25 protein-coding genes and 1 tRNA gene are annotated in these 15577 nt (G+C 60.4%); 20 read left to right on the forward strand and 6 right to left on the reverse strand.

Translation table 11 applies throughout. From position 1 onward, the window contains the following. Positions 1–191: 191 nt before the first annotated feature. The 4 genes from BBSC_RS01835 to BBSC_RS01850 all read left to right on the forward strand — a co-directional run bounded on the left by BBSC_RS01835 (position 192) and on the right by BBSC_RS01850 (position 4239). Positions 192–680 (forward strand): HTH domain-containing protein, encoded by a 489-nt coding sequence (locus tag BBSC_RS01835; RefSeq protein ID WP_033519498.1) that lies wholly within the window; start codon positions 192–194, stop codon positions 678–680. A gap of 147 nt (positions 681–827) precedes the next feature. Next, positions 828–2642 (forward strand): amylosucrase, encoded by a 1815-nt coding sequence (locus BBSC_RS01840; RefSeq protein WP_033519499.1) that lies wholly within the window; start codon positions 828–830, stop codon positions 2640–2642. 138 nt (positions 2643–2780) lie between these two features. After that, positions 2781–2854: transfer RNA gene (locus tag BBSC_RS01845), tRNA-Gly, on the forward strand. A gap of 167 nt (positions 2855–3021) precedes the next feature. After that, the gene (locus tag BBSC_RS01850) at positions 3022–4239 is read left to right on the forward strand and encodes a tyrosine-type recombinase/integrase (RefSeq protein WP_033520060.1); all 1218 of its coding nucleotides are present in this window, start codon (positions 3022–3024) and stop codon (positions 4237–4239) included. A 41-nt stretch (positions 4240–4280) separates the two neighbouring features. Here the strand turns inward: BBSC_RS01850 and BBSC_RS13135 are convergent, their stop codons facing one another. The 3 genes from BBSC_RS13135 to BBSC_RS13865 all read right to left on the reverse strand — a co-directional run bounded on the left by BBSC_RS13135 (position 4281) and on the right by BBSC_RS13865 (position 4882). Beyond that, a complete protein-coding gene (locus BBSC_RS13135; protein WP_033520059.1) occupies positions 4281–4511 on the reverse strand; it encodes a hypothetical protein in 231 nt (76 codons plus the stop codon). Then, entirely contained in the window at positions 4508–4654 is a 147-nt protein-coding gene (locus BBSC_RS13860; protein ID WP_156102391.1) for a hypothetical protein, read from the reverse strand. The genes BBSC_RS13135 and BBSC_RS13860 overlap by 4 nt, the downstream gene beginning before the upstream one ends. 78 nt (positions 4655–4732) lie before the next feature. Then, the gene (locus tag BBSC_RS13865; protein WP_156102390.1) at positions 4733–4882 is read right to left on the reverse strand and encodes a hypothetical protein; all 150 of its coding nucleotides are present in this window, start codon (positions 4880–4882) and stop codon (positions 4733–4735) included. A 248-nt stretch (positions 4883–5130) separates the two neighbouring features. Between BBSC_RS13865 and BBSC_RS01855 the strand changes: the two genes are divergently transcribed. The 5 genes from BBSC_RS01855 to BBSC_RS01875 all read left to right on the forward strand — a co-directional run bounded on the left by BBSC_RS01855 (position 5131) and on the right by BBSC_RS01875 (position 9096). Further along, a complete protein-coding gene (locus BBSC_RS01855) occupies positions 5131–6096 on the forward strand; it encodes a hypothetical protein (protein ID WP_033520058.1) in 966 nt (321 codons plus the stop codon). Positions 6097–6205: 109 nt separating this feature from the next. Beyond that, positions 6206–6652: a hypothetical protein gene (locus tag BBSC_RS01860; RefSeq protein WP_033520035.1), complete on the forward strand. Its 447-nt coding sequence runs from the start codon at positions 6206–6208 to the stop codon at positions 6650–6652. 235 nt (positions 6653–6887) lie between these two features. Next, a complete protein-coding gene (locus BBSC_RS01865) occupies positions 6888–7100 on the forward strand; it encodes a hypothetical protein (protein WP_033520036.1) in 213 nt (70 codons plus the stop codon). Next, positions 7097–7861, forward strand: a complete 765-nt coding sequence (locus BBSC_RS01870) for a hypothetical protein (RefSeq protein WP_033520037.1) — start codon at positions 7097–7099, stop codon at positions 7859–7861. Before BBSC_RS01865 ends, BBSC_RS01870 begins: the two co-directional genes overlap by 4 nt. Positions 7862–7995: 134 nt before the next feature. Next, positions 7996–9096, forward strand: a complete 1101-nt coding sequence (locus BBSC_RS01875; protein WP_033520039.1) for a type I restriction enzyme HsdR N-terminal domain-containing protein — start codon at positions 7996–7998, stop codon at positions 9094–9096. A 65-nt stretch (positions 9097–9161) separates the two neighbouring features. Here the strand turns inward: BBSC_RS01875 and BBSC_RS01880 are convergent, their stop codons facing one another. Next, the gene (locus BBSC_RS01880) at positions 9162–9524 is read right to left on the reverse strand and encodes a hypothetical protein (RefSeq protein ID WP_144414394.1); all 363 of its coding nucleotides are present in this window, start codon (positions 9522–9524) and stop codon (positions 9162–9164) included. A 106-nt stretch (positions 9525–9630) separates the two neighbouring features. Here BBSC_RS01880 and BBSC_RS13560 point away from each other — a divergent pair, with 106 nt between their 5' ends. Both BBSC_RS13560 and BBSC_RS13870 read left to right on the forward strand, forming a co-directional pair. Further along, positions 9631–9879, forward strand: coding sequence for a helix-turn-helix domain-containing protein (locus BBSC_RS13560; RefSeq protein WP_144414395.1), 249 nt, complete (start codon positions 9631–9633; stop codon positions 9877–9879). Then, the gene (locus tag BBSC_RS13870) at positions 9876–10046 is read left to right on the forward strand and encodes a hypothetical protein (protein WP_156102389.1); all 171 of its coding nucleotides are present in this window, start codon (positions 9876–9878) and stop codon (positions 10044–10046) included. The genes BBSC_RS13560 and BBSC_RS13870 overlap by 4 nt, the downstream gene beginning before the upstream one ends. A 2-nt stretch (positions 10047–10048) precedes the next feature. Here BBSC_RS13870 and BBSC_RS01885 read toward each other — a convergent pair whose 3' ends face one another. Further along, positions 10049–10321 (reverse strand): hypothetical protein, encoded by a 273-nt coding sequence (locus BBSC_RS01885; protein ID WP_033520042.1) that lies wholly within the window; start codon positions 10319–10321, stop codon positions 10049–10051. Positions 10322–10425: 104 nt separating this feature from the next. Continuing rightward, positions 10426–11073, reverse strand: coding sequence for a hypothetical protein (locus BBSC_RS01890; RefSeq protein ID WP_033520043.1), 648 nt, complete (start codon positions 11071–11073; stop codon positions 10426–10428). 41 nt (positions 11074–11114) lie between these two features. Here BBSC_RS01890 and BBSC_RS01895 point away from each other — a divergent pair, with 41 nt between their 5' ends. From BBSC_RS01895 to BBSC_RS13565, 9 genes are all read left to right on the forward strand, one after another. Continuing rightward, a complete protein-coding gene (locus tag BBSC_RS01895) occupies positions 11115–11336 on the forward strand; it encodes a hypothetical protein (RefSeq protein WP_034535539.1) in 222 nt (73 codons plus the stop codon). Next, a complete protein-coding gene (locus BBSC_RS13140) occupies positions 11336–11668 on the forward strand; it encodes a hypothetical protein (protein WP_051923288.1) in 333 nt (110 codons plus the stop codon). Before BBSC_RS01895 ends, BBSC_RS13140 begins: the two co-directional genes overlap by 1 nt. 2 nt (positions 11669–11670) lie before the next feature. Continuing rightward, positions 11671–11853 (forward strand): hypothetical protein, encoded by a 183-nt coding sequence (locus BBSC_RS01905; protein ID WP_033519544.1) that lies wholly within the window; start codon positions 11671–11673, stop codon positions 11851–11853. Between the two features lie 3 nt (positions 11854–11856). Continuing rightward, positions 11857–12309, forward strand: coding sequence for a single-stranded DNA-binding protein (locus BBSC_RS01910; RefSeq protein WP_046726114.1), 453 nt, complete (start codon positions 11857–11859; stop codon positions 12307–12309). A gap of 16 nt (positions 12310–12325) precedes the next feature. Next, positions 12326–12934, forward strand: a complete 609-nt coding sequence (locus BBSC_RS01915; protein ID WP_033519545.1) for a hypothetical protein — start codon at positions 12326–12328, stop codon at positions 12932–12934. Then, positions 12931–13338 (forward strand): hypothetical protein, encoded by a 408-nt coding sequence (locus BBSC_RS01920; RefSeq protein ID WP_033519546.1) that lies wholly within the window; start codon positions 12931–12933, stop codon positions 13336–13338. The genes BBSC_RS01915 and BBSC_RS01920 overlap by 4 nt, the downstream gene beginning before the upstream one ends. 106 nt (positions 13339–13444) lie before the next feature. Continuing rightward, complete coding sequence (locus BBSC_RS01925; RefSeq protein ID WP_051923287.1) at positions 13445–15145, forward strand: ParB/RepB/Spo0J family partition protein; 1701 nt, start codon at positions 13445–13447, stop codon at positions 15143–15145. After that, the gene (locus BBSC_RS01930; protein ID WP_033519547.1) at positions 15117–15377 is read left to right on the forward strand and encodes a hypothetical protein; all 261 of its coding nucleotides are present in this window, start codon (positions 15117–15119) and stop codon (positions 15375–15377) included. The genes BBSC_RS01925 and BBSC_RS01930 overlap by 29 nt, the downstream gene beginning before the upstream one ends. After that, entirely contained in the window at positions 15374–15574 is a 201-nt protein-coding gene (locus BBSC_RS13565; RefSeq protein WP_144414396.1) for a hypothetical protein, read from the forward strand. Before BBSC_RS01930 ends, BBSC_RS13565 begins: the two co-directional genes overlap by 4 nt. The last annotated feature ends 3 nt before the right edge of the window (positions 15575–15577 follow it).

Below are 15577 nucleotides of genomic sequence, written 5' to 3' on the forward strand. Positions count from 1 at the left end.
ATCCTGATTTCCCATGACTGATACCCCCTATAGGAGGCCGCGGCCGTCATGCGTGCGCTCAGGGCGTAAGTGATTGACATCATTGGCGATGCTGTACCGTTGTGTGACCTTGTCGCTATGTCTTCCCCCTGTTTCGGGGGTATGCGGCAAGGTGGAACAACGTCTTTCGTGGAGTGCGGAAGGAGATTCTTGTGCCATATCAGGGTGGAAAGTTCACCGATGACGAGGTGACGTATTTACGATCGCTCCAAGCCGTGGAGCATGTGACGAACAATCGCATCACATACGCCGACAAATTCAAGGTTCGGGTATTGCGCGAGTATGCGGCGGGGATCTCCCCGAGGATGATTTTCCTGCGCGCCGGGTTGGAATCGTCGATACTGGGGCGCAAACGCATCGAGCGCTGCATCGCCCGGTGGCGCAAGGATCCCGGGCTGACCGCATTGGCCGCCGACGGATCGGCGCAGGGAGGGGCGCCGTCCCGCGTGCCGCTCGTCGCCGATCTTGGCCCGGCGCGGGCTGGCGGGCTGATCGCCGCGGGGGACGACGAGGAATCCCGCGATCCGTATGCGCGGCTGGTTCTCGGGGATCACCGCGATCTGGTGATCTCCCGCCAGGCGCAGCACATCATGCGGCTTGAGGCGGAGCTGGCCCAGCTTCACGCGAAGATGGGCATATGAACGTCGCTTGCGGATTCCACGGCGTGACCGAGTGGTCGCGATCGACGGATCCGCGAGCGCCGCGACACCGAATCGAACCGGTTTGATGTTGCAGTTTCGCTGCGCTACACTGGCTGCGTGGATGTTGTTGAGACGAAGGAGTTTCCTATGACCCGTGCAACCATAGCCAGAGGCGCGTTCAAGACCCGGCTCGACGATCGCATCGGCGAGCTCGAAGCGCTGTACTCCCAGCTGTACGACGACCCCGACGCGTTCGATGAGCTCATCAACGCGATGGCGGCCGCCTCATCCGCCCGCCCGGCCGATCTCAAGCGGCTCGACAAGGCGCGCGAGGCCGATCCCGAATGGTACAAGTGCGGCGACATGTTCGGCATGACCATGTACTCCGATCTGTTCGCCGGCGATCTGAAGAAGCTCGCCGACCGCATCCCCTATCTCAAGGAGCAGAAGCTCACCTACCTGCATCTGATGCCGTTGCTGCAGATGCCGCACCCCTACAACGACGGTGGATACGCGGTCGAGGACTTCGACACCGTCGACCCGCTGTTCGGCACCAACGAGGATCTCGCGGCGCTGACCAAGAAGCTGCGCCGCGCCGGCATCAGCCTGTGCCTCGACTTCGTGATGAACCACACTGCGTCCTCGCACCGCTGGGCCAAGGCGGCGCAGGCCGGCGATCCCGAGTACCAGGACTACTACTTCTGCTTCGACGACCGCACCATCCCCGACCAGTACGAGCAGACCGTGCCGCAGGTGTTCCCCAACACCGCGCCGGGCAACTTCACCTGGAACGAGGCCATGGGCAAGTGGGTGATGACCCAGTTCTACCCGTTCCAGTGGGATCTGAACTACCGCAACCCGAAGGTGCTCGTCGCGATGCTCTCCAGCGTGATGCATCTGGCGAACCTCGGCGTCGAGGTCTTCCGCCTCGATGCGGTGCCGTACATCTGGAAGCGGATCGGCACCGACTGCCGCAACCTGCCGCAGGTGCATGTGATCGTGCGCATGCTGCGCATCGTGCTCGAATGCGTCTGCCCAGCCGTCGTGCTCAAGGGCGAGGTGGTGATGCCGCCCAAGGAGCTGGCCGCCTACTTCGGCACGAAGGGCAAGCCCGAGTGCCACATGCTGTACAACGTGTCCGTCATGGTGAATCTGTGGAGCGCCCTGGCCAACGGCGACACCCGGCTGCTCAAGGCGCAGCTTGACGCGCTCAACTCGCTGCCGGACAACTGCTGGTTCGTCAACTACCTGCGGTGCCACGACGACGTCGGCTGGGGCCTGGACGAGGACGAGGAGCGCCGCCTCGGCATCGACCCGCAAAAGCACAAGGAATTCCTGTACCACTTCTACGAGGGCGCCGTGCCGGGCAGCTGGGCCATGGGCGAGCTGTACAACTACGATGCGGCCACGTCCGACGCCCGCAACTGCGGCACGACCGCCAGCATGTGCGGCATCGAGCGCGCGCTGATCACGCATGACAGGCCGGCGCTCGCCAAGGCGGTGGACCGCGATCTGCTCATGCACCGCGCGATGTCGTTCCTGCGCGGGTTCCCGATGCTCAGCTGCGGAGACGAGATCGCGCAGCTCAACGGATGGGAGTACAAGGAGGACCCGGACCGCATCGAGGACAGCCGCAACCTGCACCGCAGCCATTTCGACTGGGACAAGGCGGCGCTGCGCAAGAAGTCCGGTACGCTGCAGCACGAGCTGTGGGAGGGCATGGAGGGCCTGCGCGACATGCGGCACGATCCGTGCTTCGCGCCCGATGCGTGGGTGAGCACGTGGGACGCGAACAACGATGCGGTGCTTGCGATGGTGCGTCAGGTCGAAGGGGAGACGCTGGTCGGCCTGTTCAACTTCTCCGGCAAGCCCCAGGCCGTGCACCTCAACGGATCGCAGCATATCCTCGAACCGCTCGACGCCGAGCTCGAGCCGTACGAAGCGAAGCTGATCCGGCGCTGACGGAGCGGCGCGGGCGCGTGATCCCGCGAAGCCCGCCGCATCGTCGCCCGCCTCGGAGCGGAGCGGGCGACGATACAGGCCCGGTTGCCTCTGGGCGGGGGTTGTGTATAATGGCTCAGGTCGCCTCAAGCGGCACGCGCGGATGTAGCTCAATGGTAGAGCCTCAGTCTTCCAAACTGATTACGCGGGTTCGATTCCCGTCGTCCGCTCCACTGGCAAAGGCCGGAAACCCGATGATTCCAAGGGTTTCCGGCCTTTTTCGTTCCCCGGCGGAATCATCCCGTGGGTGCAAGATTCGGCGTAATCGGGAGCGATAGGGCGACCAATAGGGCGACCAATAGGGTTACCTCTAACCGTTACAGGAAGAGGCCTGAAGCCCATGACAACACAGAAAAGAACACGACGCCCCAAAGGATCCGGCGGAGAATGGCAGGACGAAAAAGGCGTCTGGCACATCCGCATCGACGCCACACCAGACCCACGCACCGGCAACCGCCGCCGCGTCACCGCGACCGGCCCCACCCGGACCGCCGCCAGACAAAAACTCCACGCCAAACTCGACGCCATGAAACGCAGCGGCACGCTGCCCCTGACGAACATCCCCACACTCGACGTGTGGATCGACCGATGGCTCAAGGCCATCACCCCGAACGTCAAACCCCGCACCCTCGAGACCTACACGAGCGACTGCAACACCATCCGCAACCGGATCGGCGGCATGAAACTCGACAAGATCACCGCAGCTACCATCGAACACATGTGCGCCGACCTCGCCAAGACGCACAGCAGCAAAACCGTCCACAACCAATACATCCGCCTCAGGCAGATCCTGCAGGCCGCCGTCCGCGACAAACTCATCCCATCCAACCCGGCGCTCGCCGCCATACCGCCACGGTACACGTCGGGAACCACCGCGATACTCAAGGCGGGACAGCCGGCGAAGATGACGGAAGCCGCCCGCAAGCCGGCCAAACGCAAACACGACCACCTCGCCGACACCGACGAAGACCGCGAAATGTGGAGCCTCATGTGGAATCTCGCGTTCGAAACCGGCATGAGACAGGCCGAACGGTTCGCCATCCTGCCCGAGGAGCTCGCCACCATCGACGGCGTGCACGGCATCCAAATCATATGGGAGCTCCAACGCTTCAAGTCCGGCACCGAAGCACCCAACTGGCTCCGAGCCCGCCACTACGAGGGCGGCTTCTGGCTCGTCGAACCCAAAAGCAAACAAGGCAACCGGTTCGTGCCCGTCAGCAACCAGACATGGCTCAGCCTATGGGCGCTCGCCGGCCGCAGGCAATGCAAGCCCGGCCAGCTCATATTCACCCGCGAGGGACGTCCGCTCACCAACACCGTGGAACGACTCCGCTGGAAACGCGCCCTCGAAGACGCCAACCTGCCCTACGTCACGATCCGAAGCGCCCGCCACTTCTTCAGCACCAACCTCGCCGAAGCCGGAGCCCCCGAAGACGCAAGAAAAGCCATGATGGGCCACGCCAAAATCACCACCACAGCCGGCTACACCCACTGGTCAGCCGAAAGCCTCGCCACGCTCGCCGACAAGGCCCGCGAGGCCATCGGCCAAACGGTGTAACAAACGGTCGCAGATATTTCCACAGGGAAGCCAGTGGCAGATTATTCTGCGCCGCCCCTTCCTCGCTGCTCCGGATGCTTGCGTGGCCGTCCGCCGCCCGACCCACGACCGGGGCGGGCGGCGTTCCACGCATCGATCGTCTCCGGCAACCAGCCGCGAGTCGCACCGATCAAGGCATCCGGCTCCGGCAGATGATAGCCCCTCGCCGCCGGATTGCTCGAACCGATGCGCTCGCCGACCTCCTTGAGGCTCAGATATCGTGCGGTGCTCATTTCCGGCCTCCCGCGAGGAATCCGAAAACACCTGCGGCCATGCCGAAGGTTCCGGCCGCGATGGACTGACCGCCGACGGCGAGAATGAGGCACATCGCGCCGCATGCCAGCGAGACGAGCCTGTATGCGTTTGTTGTGTTCATGATGCTCCATGGATTAGTCTGGGGATAGGGAGCCGCAGCTCCGGATACTAGGATTATTCGGAATCCGCGGCTCTTGTTCTACCTGCGGGGCCTTCTCCGCTTGTAGGGCGGCTTGGGCTTCGGAGCGGGCGGCGGCTCGCTGCCTTTGGACTTCACCGCCGCGATGACCGCTGCGATGCCGACCAGCAGGGAGCCGATGGCTTCTATCGCTTTCCAGACCTCATCCATATCTCACCTCCTTCCACTGTTTCGTTTTCGCTTACATAATAATTATAGCTCAATTAAGTAAGTTATGCAATTCTGAGGAATCGACACGCCGCGGGTTAGCACGGCGATCCCTCCTTTGCCGATGCGGGACCCTTGCGTCCCTTGGAGGGGCTAGAATATGGCCATTCGGCCAGTCTGATCCTCTATATAGATTCAGGGGGATTCTTGGCCCGTCCAGCTAATCGCGCAAGGAGTGGTGACCCGACAGCATGGCAGCCAAAGCGGATGCGCTTGTCGAAATCGACGAACGCGGTAACCTAGGTGAACTTTCCTTACGATATTACGGTCCGGCATTAGATGTGGACCACTCCATCAGCGCCAAAGCCTTAGCTCCCGCGCTGCTTAATTTCGCCGACGCCGTGGAAGCGGCGAAAAACGAAATGTCGTCCGAATCCCAAGTCGAACTCCGCGTCAAAGCAACACGGCCCGGCTCCTTCGACATACAGCTCCTTCTCCAAGGGATAGGGGACTTCGCGAACACAGCCCAAGGGCAGGGGCTCGAATGGCTCGCCACGGTAGGCGGAGTAGGGTTCCTGACCATACTCATCGGAGCCGTGAAGTTCGTCAAGTACGTGCACGAACACGGAGAACCCAAAATCGTTAAGACGGAACCCCTGCCGGCGGATGAAGGCACCACCTTCTCGGAAGAAAAAGTCACCGTGAAGGCTCCCGACGGAACCTTTTACGAAACCTATCGATCTTCAATGAGAATCGCCGCAAACCGCACCTTCGTCAATTCCGCCGGCAAAGCCCTCTCGGGGCCAGCCGCAGCAGACGGTGTCGATGGCGCGGAACTTTCAAGCCGGACCGAGTCGGTCAATGTTGATAAGCAGACGGCGCGCAGCATGGCCGACTGGACCCCCGACGAGGACGTGATAAACGAAACGGATTCGACGCTAACCGTCCAGCCCCTCGACGCGCATTTCGAACCTGGAAAGAAGTGGCATGTGACGGTTGGCGGCGAAACCAAATACACTGTCGACATGGAAGACCCCGCATTCATCCACGCAGTCGAAAACGGCAAGAGAATCGGGAAGCGCGACATGTTCGTCGTAACGATGCACACTATCTCATCGAGAGGCAAAGACGGAAAGCTCAAAGCCCGCCACGCCATCACAAAAGTCCAAAAGCACATCCCCTACGACGAGGGATCCCAAGGGGAACTCGACATATAATCAACCGCCCCGGCACTCGCGAAGAGCGGCCGGGGCGATTCCGTATATGCGGCGGTAGAATCTAAACAGGCCGCATCGAGGCGGCCGAGAGAACAACGGGGTTGGAGGCATGATGTCGGAACGGGAGAACGGAAAAATGGGCAAAGCCGCAAAATGGGTTAAAGACAATGGCCTGGCCCTCGCGCGCGAAATGGTCGGGCGACATGACGACGATATGAGCAACGAAGGGGCGAGCCGCCAATTCCGCCGTGATATGGAACGAGCCACCGCGGCATTCGCCGAACTCGGCGCCGACAAACAACAAATGCACGAACTACTCCGCAAATGGTTCGGAGTGGACAGCATGGAAGAAGCGGACTCCTACATCAAGGAAGGAGCCCAGTTCGAATACCCCATGACACTGCTCGAAGAATACCTGAAACGCGAAGGATGCGAGACGATGGACATAATCAGATTCAAGAAAGACCACAACGTAGTGGAGAAACTCAGACGAGACCCGTCATTGTCCAACCTCACCGCAGAACAACTCAAACAACGAATGGAACAAAACGAATAAAAACACCTCCAGCGCTCGCCTGCCGAACGCTTGAATCTAATCAAGCCGCATCGAGACGGCCGAGAGAACAACGAGGCTGGGGCGTTATACCGGAACAAGAGGATGATGCGACACACGCGGGCGGCCCAAAGTGGGTCGAACTTATGCACATTCTGACCGAAAAATGTGCATAAGTTCATCAAAAGTGTGTAAATTGGACATACGAGTTGTGATGACAAGCCGAAAGGAGACTGACATGACCGCAGTGGCGGTGGCTCCAAAGGCCCATAAAATCGGCAGGCCGGTCATGCTGGACAGCGAGGAAATCCGAAAGCGCAGGAATGCCCTCGAGAGCAAGTACGGCACTCGCGAACAGCTTTCGCAGAAGCGCGACCTCATCGGACTCACTCTCGAGGAACGCATCGCACTGTACGACCTCGAGGATCTCGACTTCCTAGAGGACCGATGAGCACAGGATCCGACCAGACCGAGGAACAGGCCATCGATTTCGCCCAGAGACTCGAGAACATGCTCACCGAGGTTCTCGGCCAACCAGCGGACGGGCAATACACCGCCGATCCACAAGGCGCGCGAAAAAAACGCAGTGCCAGCTATCTGATCAAGATGAGGGATCCGCAAGGCATCCCTCTCACCGTGGGCGGCAATACCATACTCCGTCTCTCATACCGTTACCAATGCTCCTGCCGCGACTCGAATTCATATCTCCAAGTGGATGAGTCCGCGATCACGCTGCGAGCTGAAAGCGATCCCGCACCCATCGTCCACTATGATTACGTGCGCGACCCGCATAGCGCCATTCCCGCGGCCCACATCAACATTCACGCCAGCAACGACAGCGCCACGAAAGCGATGTTCGCCTGCGGCAGCAAAAGCCAAGGCAAGAACAGACGAAAGGCGTTCATCGACAAAGGAACCTTCCCCACATTCTCCTCACTCCACTTCCCCGTAGGAGGAGACCGATTCCGCCCCGGACTCGAAGACGTCCTACAAATGGCCATCTACGAATTCGGCATAGACGCACAACCGCAATGGCAAAAAGCCATCGAACAAAGCCGCGCCGAATACCGCACCCGCCAAATCAGCGCCCTCGTCCGCGAATTCCCGGACATCGCATACCAGGCCCTCTCGCAAAACGGATACCTCGACAACGGCACACCACCACAACGACCCGAACGAGAAGACACCAAAAGCCGACTCACCAAATACTGACGCCCAACCGCCCCGGCGCTCGCAGAGAGCGGCCGGGGCGATTCCGTATATGCGGGCGGTAGAATCTAGGTAAGCCGCATCGAGACGGCCGAGAGAATATTCCGGAAGCGGGTTGATCCCCATTGGAGGCAGGAATGGAATTCGAAGAAGCCATCAAAAGCGTCGCGGCGAAAGTGACGGACCTTAAGGACACCATCGAGAACGAGGAGGCGACGAAGACGGCGTTCATCATGCCGTTCATCGGCCAGGTGCTTGGCTACGACGTGTTCAACCCCACCGAGGTCGTGCCTGAGTTCACCGCCGACGTCGGCGTGAAGAAGGGTGAGAAGGTCGATTACGCACTCGTTCTCGACAGCCAGGTGCAGATCCTCATCGAATGCAAGAAGATAGGAGCCCCGCTTTCCCTGGAAAACGCCAGCCAGCTCTACCGGTACTTCGCCACTACGCGCGCCCGCATCGGCGTGCTCACCAACGGGCAAGTTTGGAACTTCTACATGGATATCGACGAGCCCAACCGTATGGACTCCAAACCGTTCCTTGTGCTCGACCTGCTCGACATCGACGAAACCATACTGCCCGAACTCAAGAAGCTCACCAAACCAGCATTCGACATCGAATCCATCGCCAACAGCGCCGAGGAGCTCAAATACGTCGGGGCCCTGAAACGCGCTGTCTCCGACGAATTCAAAACCCCATCGGATGACTTCGTCAAACTCCTCGCAAGCCATGTGTATGACGGAGCGTTCCGCCAGAACGTCATGGACAAATTCAGGCCACTCGTGGAGAAGGCCCTCAAACGCTTCCTCTCCGACCAGGTCAACGACCGGCTCAAAACCGCTCTCGGTGCCGACGACATCAAAGTCGGGGCCATGCCGGCCGACGCCGACTCCGCCGATGATACTGAGCAGGAGAGCACTGAAGAGACCGAAGATGACGGCATCGTTACCACCGAGGAGGAGATCGCGGGCTATCGCATCATTAAGGCCATTGCCTGCAGCGACGTGGATCCCGCACGCATCACCATGCGCGACGCAAAAAACTACTGTGCCGTCTTCCTCGACGACAACAACCGCAAACCCATCGCCCGACTTTTCTTCAACACCAAACAAAAATACATCGGCATCTTCGATGAAAACCGCGATTGCCAGCGCATGCCCGTTGACGACCTCAATGGCATCTACCAATACAGCGAACAGATCCGCAGCCAAGTCCACCGGCTGACCGCCAACGAATAACAGCCGACATTGCGACTAAATAACTAAACGCCCTGGCGCTCATAACGAGCGGCCGGGGCGTTTCTTTATTTTTGGGCCGCCTCGTCAATGGGCTTATTGATGGTGCCTTGGTCTATGCCGGCGGTATTGCGGCGGACGATTTCGGCGGCTATGTCTTGGATGGAGCAGAGCCTTAGCGCTTCAGCTCCGGTAACACCGGCTGCTTCCTCCTCGGTGATGATGCCGCATTTAACGAGGGCTTCGACGGGATTGATATTATATCCGCGGGCGACGGCGATGATTTCGTCTGTTTCGATTCCTCCTTTATCGAAGCGTCGATAAATGGTCGCATATGGGATGCGGGTTAATTGGGAGATCTTGTTGATCGAGTCTCCTGCTGTAACGGAATGAAGCCATTCGCTTCTTTTATCATCTTGATTATTTGTCATAGCGATATTATCCAACATGAATAGAAATTCTGCAAGTCGGTTGACAAAGACTCTCCAACTGTGATAATAATTATTCAAACAGAATAATAGCACGAAGGAGACCGAGATGGCCCTTGCAATACAACCTGACTTTCTAGCGCAACTCCGCCAAAACCGAGGTCTCAGTGAAGATGCCTTCGCCAGAGCCTGTGGAGTCAGTCGTAACCGACTTGAAGAACTGGTCAATGGCGCAACACCCACAATGCTTGAATTCTCGAATATTCAGTTGGGTTTCAACTGCGGCGATAAGGGAATTCCGATGATTGCATCGGAATCTTCCGATGATGTCAAGGGCGAACAGAAGCTGGTGGCGTGATGTGGCAGAAATGGCTTCTCGTGATTCTCTACCTGCTCATGCTGATCGGCAACGTGTCGTCGATTGGGAAGAAACGTGACCCCATCACGCCGCAGAGCGCGGTCGCCGATGTCATTTTCAATCTGGCACTCATCGCGGTGATCCTCAGCATCCCGGAGGTGGCGTGATGTCATTCAGATTCACTGTCAGCCTCTTTGAAGCTGATCGGGACGCCGGGAGTCCAGATGCAGAAGACATCACGTCCATCCTCAGGAAGAGTGAACACGGACCCGTGTCGTTCCCCGTTCTTGATGACGGCGATGATCGCGTCCACCATCTCCTTGAACTTCGCATCGGAGACCGGCCCGAGCCGATGTCCGTTGAAGTAGACATACCGCGATGGCATGTGGCGTTCCCCGTCCCTGACCGTTTCGTTGCTCGAACGTTCTTCCAATGGTTCCATCTCATTCTTCCCTTCGTTGGGCTGGTTGCTGGGTTGGCGCTTTCCAATCCAACCCGGCGAAGGGATACCCCAAACCACAAGGAGGCGTGATGGCCGACAAGGATTCAATGGCGTTGGCCATTGGTCAGGCGATGCTTGATCTCGTCACTGCGTCTGCTCCCGAGCTCAGTGGTGTAGGCGACATGGACTGTGACGTCATACCCGCCGACCCCGATGTAGACGAACCCGGCACTGGAGTTGAGCCTGTCGATGGAACGCTGGTCTTCGACTACCTTCTGCGTGAACAGCTCGTCCTTGAGCGGGATCTCGCCGAACGCGGGTACTTTATCGACGATCCTGTCCATGATGGTCTGGTCTTCGTGACGGACGAACACGTGAACGTCAGATGCTTCGTGGGGGCAGTCGTTGAGCAGGAAGACGGTCGACGATTCGCCATCGAATTCAACCCGCCATTTGTAGACCGTCTGATCCGCGGTAACGCTCAACGCCCTCTGGCTGATCGCATTCGCGTCTGCGCTTATCTCGTTCGCCTTGCCGGCAAGACGGTTGGCCTCCTCGGCGACCCCCTTCGCGTCAGCGGCGATCCCGTTGGCTTCCTGCGCAATACGGTTCGCCTTCTTCGCGAGCAGATTCGACTTGCCCGTCTGGAACAAGGCGAAGACGCCGCAACCGCCGCCAAGCAGACCAACGAATCCACCCAAACCACCGATACCCGACCAAACCCACTGCAAGAAGGAAACCAGACCACCCATAGGCACGATTCTACGGTGACAGCATCCGAGAAGGAGTCGTAATGACAAAGATCGCCGAACGATACCCATGCACGCTCATGCTGGCGCTGTCCGTCTGCTGTCTGGCGTCGATCGTCTGGCTGCTGACCCATGACGGGTGCGCGCATCCGATTGGCAACTCGATCGCCCTGGTCGTCTACATGACATCCGGCACGCTGCTTCTGTTGCCTAGGGCGGTCGAATGGTTCGACCGGTATCTGCCGGACATGACGGAGGGGGAGTGATGAGCGAGACGAAGATCCTCGAGCACGTGGCCATGATGAATGAACTGCGCAACCAGGGCGTGCGCGCCGAGACCACACAAGGGGTTCGGCGCGACCTCGCCCGTCAGCTCGGGGTCAGGATCCCCGGCAACCAAGTGCCGATGCACGAGCGTGAGGCATGGACCCTGCCCGACGCGGCGAAGGTGTACGGCGTCGACCGGCATGCCCTGCAGCGAGCCGCGAACATGGGACTGCTCGACACGTTCCGTCCCACGACCGCGCGCGGCACGAAAAGCTGGCGGCGCGTGACCCGACGGGAAATGGAACGCTTCCTGGGCATATCAGGGGAGTAGGCATGCGCAAGACACTACGGAACATGGCGGTCTTCCTCGGGGGCACGGGCATTGCCGAGCTGATGCTCGCCGCGCACGACGCGTCCGCCGCGAAACTGCTCATCGGCGCCGTCTGCCTGATCGTCGCGATGCTCGTCGCGGCCATCGCGTTCAGGAACGACGACAACCAACACAAGGAGGAATAGAAGTTGGCCAAGGATCCAAGCACCGCCATCATCAGGGGCCGTCTGGCCGCCGACCCGGAATACCGTACCACGGGCAACGGTGTGCCGGTCGTGAACCTGCGCATACTGTCCAGCGGCTGGGAGAAGGACACCGCCGGCAACCCGGTGGACGTGACGCCCACGAGCTGGCAGTGCGAGGCATGGCGCGACCTCGCCGAACACATCAGCCAATCGTTCGGCAAGGGCGACCAGGTGATCGCCACCGTGCACCCGCAGACCGACACCTACCAGCGTCAGGACGGCAGCACCGCGTGGAGCGTGAAATGGGTCATCGACGACATCGGGCCCAGCCTGCAACGCGCCACAACCCTGATCACCCGCATCAAACGCGGCCAGCCGGCACCGGCCAGACCGCAGGCACCCCAACCCCCGCAACCGGATCCGGGCCAGTATCCGGCCAACGACCCATGGAACTAGAAAAAGGAAGATTATCATGGCACGACTCTCGAACGAGCAGCTCATCGAACTGTGCGCCACCCCATACGAGCGATTGACTCCCGGCCAGAAGCGCAGCGCCCGCGCCTACAAGCGCAAGGCCATGGACGACGAGGCCCTGGCATTGGAGGCCGAACGCCTCCTGGAGGAACAACCCCAACTGTCCGTCACCAAGGCCTACTACGCCGTCATGAAACTCGAGCGGAAGACGAAACCAGACAATACGGCTCCCACCCCGGCCGAAAAGCCGATCACGGCACCCCAGTCCGCACCGGTTCCGGCCGGCATGGAACCGAGTGGCCGGACGGACGATCTGGTCACGTTCCTCGCCGACTGGCCGACCGACCTCGTCGAAGCCCAGCCCACGGCCAGCGGCCACTGGACGGCCATCGCACGCATCCTCAAGAACCACCCGCACTCCGGGCCCGCCGTCATCGCACGCGACCTGACCCGCCAACGGGCGTTCGAACTACGCCGCCGCATACGCTCCGCACGCATCAAGGCATTCACGCCCACGGGAGCCTACCGGTGCGAGATCACCCACGACGACCAGCACAAGGACAAGTACCGGATCATCGCCCAATACACGGGAAAGACGGACGCATGAGCACGCACGTCATCACCATCGACATCCCCAAACACCTATGGAAGAACGACAACGGCAGCCACGGCAACTGGTACGCGCACAACCGGCTCATGCAGACCCTCAAACGCATCGGAGCATGGCACGCCGCCAGCTACCGCAACGAACACCAACACGTCAGCTTCCAACACTGCCGGCTCGACGTATACGTCCAATACCCGCCACGAGGCCGCAACCGCGCCGACCCCAGCAACGCCGACAACATCGGCAAACCCATCATCGACGGATTCACCCAAGCCGGACTATGGCCCGACGACAACTGGCAACACGTCGAAGGCCCCTTCTACCGGATGAGCCCCACCCTCGCCCCACCCGGACTCCACCGCCTCGAATTCCACATCACCGAAACCGAAAGACCACAACAATGAGCCGACACAAGCACCGCCGCCAAACACTCGAACACCAACGCCAAAAAACACGACGCAAACGCCACCCACACAACACCAACCAAGACCCACAACGATACGAGCAACCATGAGCACCATCATCAACACCACAGGCAACACCACCGGCATCACCCTGACCAAAGCCGACTGGAACGCCACCCACATCGACAACGGCGACAGCCGAATCACCATACTCGCCCCCACCGGCGAATACCCCCAACTCGTCGCCGACCTCGCACTCCACCTCACCACCATCACCCAAACCCCGATATCCGGCACGCCGCACAGGCGCTCGCCGAAACCATCAACCAAGGAGCGTGACCCGCACGAAATGACACCCACAATCACCCTCATCGACGTGAACCGACTGAAGCCGAACCCCAACAACCCCCGCAAGCACATCGGCGACGTGACCTCACTCGCCGACAGCATCCGCGCCCACGGCATCCAACAGGAACTCGTCGTCACCCCCATCGCCGACACCGACGACTACCGGGTCGTCATCGGACACAGAAGACTCGCCGCAGCCAAACAAGCAGGCCTCAGACAGGCACCCTGCAAAATCCTCGATCTCACGCCAAAAGCCGAACGTGAGCTCATGCTCATCGAAAACACGCAACGCAGCGACCTCACACCCATCGAGGAAGCCGACGGATACCAAGGCCTCCTCGACCTCGGCACCACCATCCAGGACATGGCCCAGAAAACCGGACGAAGCACCGACTTCGTACGCCGCAGACTCAAAATCGCCCGCATCCCCACACTCACCCGCGACCTCACAGCAGACTTCAACCAACTCAGCCTCACCGACCTCGACGCGCTCGCCGAATTCCAGGACGATCCGGACACGCAGCAGCAGCTCGCCCGCACGGCCGGCACGCGCGACTGGCAGTGGACGCTGAACCAGGCGCGCGAAACCCGCCGCATGAACGAATGGCGTGCCACGGCCGACCAGTGGATCCGCCAGGCCGGATTGAAGACCCGCAAGGTCAAGGACCTGTGGGCCAATATCGACGGCTACCGACACCCGCATACGTGGCAGGGCGACCAGCCGCTCGAAACCCAATGGAAGCGGCACCTCAAACAGGGCGGCAACCCTGACACGATCATCCTCATCTGCAAGAAAGGCGCATACGGGTACGCCGAGCCACTGCCCGCCGGCACCGTCGACGCGAAAGAAGCCGAAGACCGGGAGAGGAGGGAACAGGCCGCCCTGGAACGCCGCCATACGGCCGAGGCCCGCAAATTCGCCGCCACGAGCGCCGAACTACGCCTCCAATGGATCCGCATGAACCACACCGGCTGGCATTACGGGCCGATGAGCCGCGCCATAGAAACCCTCACGGACATGATGCTGCTCGGCCGCAGCACATACGGGTTCCCACGCGCCGGCGGCGACAGCAACTGGGAGGACAAGACCATCACCGCATACAACCACATGGTCAAAACCCCGTTGCCCGTCACCGAGAAAAACACCAAGGAAGGCGTCTACCATCTCAACGGCGAAGAGAACACGAACGAACTGCGCCACCGGCTCGACAAGCCCGGCAGCCACACCGTGCAACTCCTGCTCCTGCTGCTCGCCCGACGCGAGGCAAGCATCACCGGCGCCGAATGGGCCTGCAAATACTCCAGACAGGACCTCGACATCATCAACGACTACTACCAAGTGCTCGAAACCCTCGGCTACCAGGCCAGCAGCGAGGAAACCAAAGCGCTCAACGGAAGCCTCATCGAAGGCACGAAGGAGGATGACGGCCATGCCGACGACGATGACGATGCCGAGTAGACGCCAGACGGAACGCCAACGCCGCAAATGGGCCGCCGCCTGCGGCGAACTCTACGCGATCGGCCTGACACTGGACCAACTGGCCACGCAGGCCGGCCGGCTACGCGACCAGGGAGCACCCGAGGACGTGCTCGAAGACCTGACCATCACCCTCGCACGCCTACGGGAAGCCCGCAAGGCCACGATGTCGGCCGAACGCCGCCTATGGACCCGAGTGGAGGACATGACATGAAACGCCAACGACTCACACCGACCATGACCGAAACGCTGATCGGCATGCTCAACCGCAACGCCTACCCCGCCGACCTGAACAACTCGCGCACCTTCCAAAGCCTGGAGGAACGCGGACTCATACAACCCGACATCGAAGGCAACTGGAGCCTGACCGACACCGGCCACCAGACCGCCCTCAAACTACTCAGGAGGTGACAT

The organism is Bifidobacterium scardovii JCM 12489 = DSM 13734 (assembly GCF_001042635.1).
GTDB lineage: Bacteria > Actinomycetota > Actinomycetes > Actinomycetales > Bifidobacteriaceae > Bifidobacterium > Bifidobacterium scardovii.

What these genes read in the sequence shown, in the direction of transcription:
- BBSC_RS01880 (WP_144414394.1), bottom strand. Translation starts at nt 9,524, where the DNA reads ATGACAAATAATCAAGATGATAAAAGAAGCGAATGGCTTCATTCCGTT.
- BBSC_RS01915 (WP_033519545.1), top strand. Translation starts at nt 12,326, where the DNA reads ATGGCACGACTCTCGAACGAGCAGCTCATCGAACTGTGCGCCACCCCA.
- BBSC_RS01870 (WP_033520037.1), top strand. Translation starts at nt 7,097, where the DNA reads ATGAGCACAGGATCCGACCAGACCGAGGAACAGGCCATCGATTTCGCC.
- BBSC_RS01855 (WP_033520058.1), top strand. Translation starts at nt 5,131, where the DNA reads ATGGCAGCCAAAGCGGATGCGCTTGTCGAAATCGACGAACGCGGTAAC.
- BBSC_RS01905 (WP_033519544.1), top strand. Translation starts at nt 11,671, where the DNA reads ATGCGCAAGACACTACGGAACATGGCGGTCTTCCTCGGGGGCACGGGC.
- BBSC_RS01860 (WP_033520035.1), top strand. Translation starts at nt 6,206, where the DNA reads ATGATGTCGGAACGGGAGAACGGAAAAATGGGCAAAGCCGCAAAATGG.
- BBSC_RS01920 (WP_033519546.1), top strand. Translation starts at nt 12,931, where the DNA reads ATGAGCACGCACGTCATCACCATCGACATCCCCAAACACCTATGGAAG.
- BBSC_RS13565 (WP_144414396.1), top strand. Translation starts at nt 15,374, where the DNA reads ATGAAACGCCAACGACTCACACCGACCATGACCGAAACGCTGATCGGC.
- BBSC_RS01840 (WP_033519499.1), top strand. Translation starts at nt 828, where the DNA reads ATGACCCGTGCAACCATAGCCAGAGGCGCGTTCAAGACCCGGCTCGAC.
- BBSC_RS01875 (WP_033520039.1), top strand. Translation starts at nt 7,996, where the DNA reads ATGGAATTCGAAGAAGCCATCAAAAGCGTCGCGGCGAAAGTGACGGAC.
- BBSC_RS01930 (WP_033519547.1), top strand. Translation starts at nt 15,117, where the DNA reads ATGCCGACGACGATGACGATGCCGAGTAGACGCCAGACGGAACGCCAA.
- BBSC_RS01925 (WP_051923287.1), top strand. Translation starts at nt 13,445, where the DNA reads ATGAGCACCATCATCAACACCACAGGCAACACCACCGGCATCACCCTG.
- BBSC_RS13135 (WP_033520059.1), bottom strand. Translation starts at nt 4,511, where the DNA reads ATGAGCACCGCACGATATCTGAGCCTCAAGGAGGTCGGCGAGCGCATC.
- BBSC_RS01865 (WP_033520036.1), top strand. Translation starts at nt 6,888, where the DNA reads ATGACCGCAGTGGCGGTGGCTCCAAAGGCCCATAAAATCGGCAGGCCG.
- BBSC_RS13140 (WP_051923288.1), top strand. Translation starts at nt 11,336, where the DNA reads ATGAGCGAGACGAAGATCCTCGAGCACGTGGCCATGATGAATGAACTG.
- BBSC_RS01850 (WP_033520060.1), top strand. Translation starts at nt 3,022, where the DNA reads ATGACAACACAGAAAAGAACACGACGCCCCAAAGGATCCGGCGGAGAA.
- BBSC_RS01895 (WP_034535539.1), top strand. Translation starts at nt 11,115, where the DNA reads ATGACAAAGATCGCCGAACGATACCCATGCACGCTCATGCTGGCGCTG.
- BBSC_RS01885 (WP_033520042.1), bottom strand. Translation starts at nt 10,321, where the DNA reads ATGGAACCATTGGAAGAACGTTCGAGCAACGAAACGGTCAGGGACGGG.
- BBSC_RS13560 (WP_144414395.1), top strand. Translation starts at nt 9,631, where the DNA reads ATGGCCCTTGCAATACAACCTGACTTTCTAGCGCAACTCCGCCAAAAC.
- BBSC_RS13865 (WP_156102390.1), bottom strand. Translation starts at nt 4,882, where the DNA reads ATGGATGAGGTCTGGAAAGCGATAGAAGCCATCGGCTCCCTGCTGGTC.
- BBSC_RS01890 (WP_033520043.1), bottom strand. Translation starts at nt 11,073, where the DNA reads ATGGGTGGTCTGGTTTCCTTCTTGCAGTGGGTTTGGTCGGGTATCGGT.
- BBSC_RS13860 (WP_156102391.1), bottom strand. Translation starts at nt 4,654, where the DNA reads ATGAACACAACAAACGCATACAGGCTCGTCTCGCTGGCATGCGGCGCG.